Source organism: Paenibacillus sp. 01L418 (genome assembly GCF_056400045.1).
The window spans coordinates 1-6,093 of record NZ_JBFTSN010000385.1; the positions used below are offsets into that span (position 1 = coordinate 1).

Below are 6,093 nucleotides of genomic sequence, written 5' to 3' on the forward strand. Positions count from 1 at the left end.
ACACAGGACTCCACTTCCAAACGCTTCGTGGATAGAAAGGTGACCTATTTTAGACTAGTGGTTGCCAGAAAGAGCACAAAAGGACAGATGCGTTAATACGGTAATGAATTGTCCGAGAAGCTTTTTACCTTCTAGGATAACGCATGTATTGAATACTTTTTTATGCTAATGAATCAACCAGGGTTTACGCCATCAGCTAACACGAACAAGCTTCCATCTTTGGGCGCCGTTTCCGAGATCATCCCAGATTTGAACGTTTGAACCGTTGGCTGTGCCAGAAGCAGCGACATCCAGCGCCCTATTGCTGAGTGAGTGGATAAGCTTGAAGTAACCGCTCCCGGTATCGATGATCTTCCAATGCAGGTTATCTGAGTTCGCATAATCCCAGATTTGAACATTGGTGCCGTTTGCTGTTCCTGCCCCGCTGACATCAAGCGCTTTGCCGCTGTTCGTGTTAATAAGCTTATATGCTCCGCCCCCGACATGAGTAATTTGCCAGAGCTGATTTGCCTGATTCGCACCCTCCGTCCAAATTTGCACATTGGAGCCATTCGTTGTTCCCCAAGCATCCACCTCAAGCGCTTTGCCGCTATTTGTATTGATAAGCTTGTATACACCGCCTGAAACGACACCATTGTAAACATCGTTGCGAGTAAACTCAACCCGGTCAATATCGACCCATTGGCTCGTTTGGCTGTTTGATGTGAAAAAGCCTATGGTTGCTTGCCCGTTTACAACTGCGATGTTCGAGAGTGTGACCGGCGTCCAAGCTGTGGTTACGGGGCAATTGGTTTGACGCGACGTTCCGCCAAAATCTTTTACTTCCATTACGCAAGAATTCTGCCCGCCGCTGCTCCGCATATACGCACGCAGCGTATAGCTGCCATTATCAAGACCGCTAATTGTTTGGCCAACATAAGCCGATGCAGGTCCGCTCGTTCCGGCTAGTCCGATAAAATAATTGCCCTGGGCGGCGGGTACACCGACACCATCGTTTGTGCCATGTACTTTAATTCGAGCGGGGTAATCGTCGCCAAATGTCGTCCAGCCGCTTAGGTTTGCCGTTTCAAAACTCCAATTTGTTACTAGATTTGTGTTCGATGGTGTAACTGCATGACCAAATCGAATATACACTCCGCTGCTTGGATAGTCTGCACTCGTCGCTGCAAGGACGTGAGTAGAATCTATGGGCAGCAAGGCATTCCAATTGGAGCTGGTCGAGTCGCTTACTGGGAAAATATTAGTCCGATATTGCCAAGTTGCACCATTGTCTGCGCTAATCATCGTGTACATGGAGGAGAAAGCGTCGCCGGTATTCGTACTGTCATTGTCCGTTTGAAAAGAAGCAAGCAAGCGGCCATCTCCAAGCTTAACAACAAAAGGCGCACCAGCTTTTTTTCCGGCTTTGGAAGGAACATAAAGGGTTTGACGAGGAACGTTCCAGTTATAACCATCCGACGATATTTTATATTTTATAACAAAAGGATGACCTGCGACGTCGGTCGCTTCCAACACTAGGATGTATTGGCCATTAGCCATTTGGGTAATAACTGGCATTCCATCTCTAGAGCCTGCGGCAACACCGTCGCTGACAATTATTTCGCCGCTCCAGCCGTTACCGGTCCATGTTTTCATAATAAGCTTCTGAAGGCCTGTATTGCCTACAGTGGCAGGACTATCATCCGCATAATATACAGCTATTGTATTGCCAAGCATTTGAAGATGCGGTTCCCATAATCCTTTGAACGAGTTTGCTGTCGCAGAGCCGATTTGGCCGTTCGTTAAATCTGACCAAGTGCTGCCGCCATCGGTGCTTTTTTTGGTTTTTAGGTAAGTGTTATAAATCGAACCCGATTGCACAACAAGGCGATACGATAGCCAAATCTCGCCATTCGGCAACTGAAGCATTTGGCCATTACCTACATTACCGCTGGAATCAGCTGCAGCTTGTATGGCAGGAGACCAGGTATGACCGCCGTCCGTGCTGCGAGAAAGCATAATTCTTGTATTGCCCCCGCCTGCATTCGTATCGAAAGAGGCTAAAATATCGTTATTGTTCAGCTTTAGCAGCCGTGGATACCATACTCCGCCATTTTGAGGGGTGAATACGGTTGCGGTATTTGAGGGCCAAGCTAATCCAGGAGCTGCAAAAGCTTGAAAACCAGGGAGCAGAATACTGATTATAAGAAGCAAGCCAATCCATAAAGCGGTTATTCTAACCTTGCTTTGGACAAACATGTGAAACCATCTCCTCTTATTGTTTTGTAAGCGCTTCAAAACGGATTATAGAATATATTAGTATTTAAATATATACTAAAGTTAGTATATCCTGTGCTTTAAAAACGCTGGAATGATAGAAGTTGAATGAAAATGCAGAAGTTTTCGTTTGAAAATGGGGTTATAGACTGATTTTTAAGGTGAAGCATTAGTTGAAAGAACATAATTTCTTATTTTTTATACTAAATAGAGTATTTAAAAGTATAACAATATAATCTAGAATGAGTTCATCAAGGAAGCGCTTGCAAAAAAAKGGAGGCGTCAAACGAAATGAATAGAAAATTATCCGCGAAGCTTGGACTTGTAATGCTATTATGCTTTGGAATGCTGCTATCGGCTTGTTCATCAGGTGGAAATGGCAACAGCTCTGCTACAAATGGAAACACGGGGAATAAAGGTGATGCAGCAACAAACGCACCGCAAGAAAAAGTAAAGATTTCGTTTATGGGTCATGGCAGTCCGCAGGAGAAAGATATATTTACGAAGCTGATCAAATCGTACGAAACGAAATATCCGAACGTAAAGGTAGAGTACACAAGCGTGCCGCCTGCTGAATACAATCAGAAGCTGTCTACGCTGGTTGCATCGGGYAAAACACCGGACGTATTYTATGTATCGGGCCCGCAGTTTTACAAGTTTGCCGAAGCAGGCACGATTCAAAACCTGCAGCCGTTTCTAGAAWCGACMGAGCTGTTCCAAGCSGATAACGTATGGAARCAAGCGCTWGATCGWTACCGTTTTGAYGGCAAGCAGCTSGGRCAAGGGGATTTGTACGGATTGCCGAAGGACGTAGGTCCATGGGCAATGGCMTACAACAAAACGATGTTTACYGAAGCTGGGCTYGAATTGCCGCCGGCAGAGGTTGGCAAATGGACATGGGACAACTGGYTWGATGCAGCGAAGAAGCTGACGAAGGATGAGAATGGCGATGGCAAAGTCGAYATTTATGGCGGAGCCAACTTTACRCTSGAAGGCGCGGTATGGGCAAGCGGAGGCGACTTCATCGACTATACAACAGGCAAAGTAACGATTGATACACCGGAATTYGCAAAAGCAATGCAATGGGTAGCAGATCTGCGCRTCAAGCACAATGTATCGCCGTCGCCGGAGGATGAGAAAGCGATGAATTCKTACTCGCGATTTGTAGCCGGCAAAGTAGGCATGTTCCCAATGGGACCATGGGATCAACCGGGATTTTGGGATTTGCCGTTTGAATGGGATATYGCGGCATGGCCGGTGAATCCGGAGACAGGCAAAGCAGGGACGTGGGTTGGCTCAATGGGTTACTCRGTATCCAGCAAATCGAAGCATGCACAAGAAGCRTTTAACTTAGCAGCATTCCTTGCACTGGATAAAGAAGGACAAAAGCAAAACTACGAGCTTGGGCAAGCGGTGCCAAACTTGATTGATATGGCAAAAGGCGAGTTTGTAGCGTATGACAAAGCACCAGCAAATCGTCAAGTTTTCCTTGATATTATTGAAGATTATGGTCATCCGCCAATTGATTTCGGTTCGAAGGATACGAAGTGGATCGATACGATGTGGCAAGAGGCAGGCAAAGTGTGGGACGGCAAGATGACAGCTGCGGACTGGGCGAAGGAATTGCAGCCGAAGCTTCAAGAGCTGTATGATAAGGGCAATAAATAATAGAATTATGCAATAGTGAGGTTAAAGGGTTGTTTCTAAAGTAGATCATTCTACTTTTGGAACAGCCCTGTTTTTTTTGATGAATCTTAGGGAGGACGATGTCCTTCCATGTATCATACCTATAGCTTACGAACCCAGTAGGTCTTATTTAAATCATTTATTATGGATTAAAAATGTAACGAACTCCATAATCGTTATTTCGAGAAAAGCAGCTCATGACACCTTACAAAACGTGATATAACGTTAATCAGGTTCGTTAAAATGAAATAAAAGTAGTTTTCAACATAATAAGCGTAATAGAGTTCGTTAGAGAAATGACTCGTGGATATTGTGCATAGCCGACGAGACCAATAATTGAATCTGAGAGGAACAGTCCTTTTAGATAACGTAGATCAATTTTCACTGAGATGATCGGGGGTTTAAGTTTATGCCTTCTTGTATTCTCTAAGAGATCTCGCTCATCATTATAAAAGATCACCAATTATTCCGTTGCAGACAAAATAAAATTAATTTAGTATAATTAATATATTAATATAATGAGAGGACGTCGTTATGAAAAATTTCCCTTTATATAAGCAAATTCAAGTCGATATTTTAGGGCAAATCAAAGCTGGGAAATTGCGTCCTGGAGATCGTGTCCCATCCGAGAAGGAGCTTGCGGACAAGTATAGAGTAAGCCAAATCACGAGTAAAAACGCGTTGATTGGTTTAGCGGATGAAGGCGTACTCGTTCGAGTACAAGGAAAGGGAACGTTCGTAAGACAGGATGGCGAGACGGCTGAGGATTTAGATGTTTCAAGCCATGTGCGGGACGTTATCGGACTTATTTTACCGTGCATGAAGACGAAGGTGGATCAGAAAATACTGGACTCAATCGAAAAGTACGTAACAGCCAGCGGCTACAACCTACAGGTACGGATTACGAGAGAGTCGCAGCTTGAAGAAAGCGCAGCTATTGAATCGATGGTCGCTGCAAGTGTACGCGGATTAATTGTATTTCCGACGGAGGAGGAGCGATACAACGATAGCATTTTACGCTTGTCGCTCGATAAATTTCCGCATGTGCTAATTGATCGTTTTTTGAAAGAGATTCGCACGTACAGCGTCAGCTCGGATAATGTGAATGGGACGGAACAGGCTATCACTCATTTGCTCGACAGCGGGCATGAGCATATTGCCCTTATCACGCCTGAAATTACGAATACAGCGACCGAAGAAAGAGTGATCGGATTCGAAAAAGCGTATTTAGCCAAAAAACTTCCGATTAACAAGGATTTGTGGTGTATTCTCAAAATTGAGGATATATCGAGCGGCAATGCGCAGCACATTATTGAATCCTTTATGAGTGAGCGCCCTGAGGTTTCAGCAGCATTCGTTGTCAATGTAGAGTTGACCAACTATACTTATTACGCAGCGAAGAGGCTGAAGAAGTTAGTGCCTGACGATCTCGAGCTCGTTTGTTTTGACCGGCCTGATTTTCAGGATGTATCGTATTTGCAGCAAAATGAAGACGAGATTTGCAAGGTTACCGTTGAATTGCTTCATGCGCAGCTACAAGGGGAGTACGAGCCGCAGCGTATTGTTGTACCTGTAAAATTTTGCAAAATGTAATTAATAGAACATAAAAATACCGTGTGCTGATTTTTAGCGCATGGTATTTTTTATATTATATTCAGTATATAAACATATAACAATATAATTTATAATGAATTCATTGGATTAAGCGCTTACAGAGCGCAATAAGTATTCACACAACATAGGGGGCGACAACCGCAATGAAGAGCAAATTATCCACGAAGCTTGGACTTGTAATGCTATTATGCTTTGGAATGCTGCTATCGGCTTGTTCATCAGGTGGAAATGGCAACAGCTCTGCTGCAAATGGAAATACGGGGAATAAAGGCGATGCAGCAACAAACGCACCGCAAGAAAAAGTAAAGATTTCGTTTATGGGTCATGGCAGTCCGCAGGAGAAAGATATATTCGCCAAGCTGATCAAATCATACGAAACGAAATATCCGAACGTAAAGGTAGAGTACACAAGCGTGCCGCCTGCTGAATACAATCAGAAGCTGTCTACGCTGGTTGCATCGGGCAAAACACCGGACGTATTCTATGTATCGGGCCCGCAGTTTTACAAGTTTGCCGAAGCAGGCACGATTCAAAACC

Annotated in this window: 4 protein-coding genes; 3 read left to right on the forward strand and 1 reads right to left on the reverse strand. The window is 44.3% G+C overall.

Annotated elements, in window-relative coordinates; all coding sequences use genetic code 11:
* Positions 1-192 precede the first annotated feature (192 nt).
* Positions 193-2,238: an RICIN domain-containing protein gene (locus tag AC1DSE_RS28315; RefSeq protein ID WP_477510413.1), complete on the reverse strand. Its 2,046-nt coding sequence runs from the start codon at positions 2,236-2,238 to the stop codon at positions 193-195.
* A 309-nt stretch (positions 2,239-2,547) separates the two neighbouring features.
* On the opposite strand from AC1DSE_RS28315, the gene AC1DSE_RS28320 reads away from it, so the two are divergent.
* From AC1DSE_RS28320 to AC1DSE_RS28330, 3 genes are all read left to right on the forward strand, one after another.
* Positions 2,548-3,924 carry an ABC transporter substrate-binding protein gene (locus tag AC1DSE_RS28320; RefSeq protein WP_477528562.1) on the forward strand — a complete coding sequence of 459 codons (1,377 nt, stop codon included), beginning with the start codon at positions 2,548-2,550 and terminating at the stop codon, positions 3,922-3,924.
* Between the two features lie 552 nt (positions 3,925-4,476).
* A complete protein-coding gene (locus AC1DSE_RS28325) occupies positions 4,477-5,535 on the forward strand; it encodes a GntR family transcriptional regulator (RefSeq protein WP_477513011.1) in 1,059 nt (352 codons plus the stop codon).
* Between the two features lie 164 nt (positions 5,536-5,699).
* A partial coding sequence (locus AC1DSE_RS28330; protein ID WP_477528563.1) for an ABC transporter substrate-binding protein occupies positions 5,700-6,093 on the forward strand: 394 nt, incomplete at its 3' end.

Coding starts and splice junctions, on each gene's coding strand:
- AC1DSE_RS28325 (WP_477513011.1), top strand. CDS start 4,477: ATGAAAAATTTCCCTTTATATAAGCAAATTCAAGTCGATATTTTAGGG.
- AC1DSE_RS28315 (WP_477510413.1), bottom strand. CDS start 2,238: ATGTTTGTCCAAAGCAAGGTTAGAATAACCGCTTTATGGATTGGCTTG.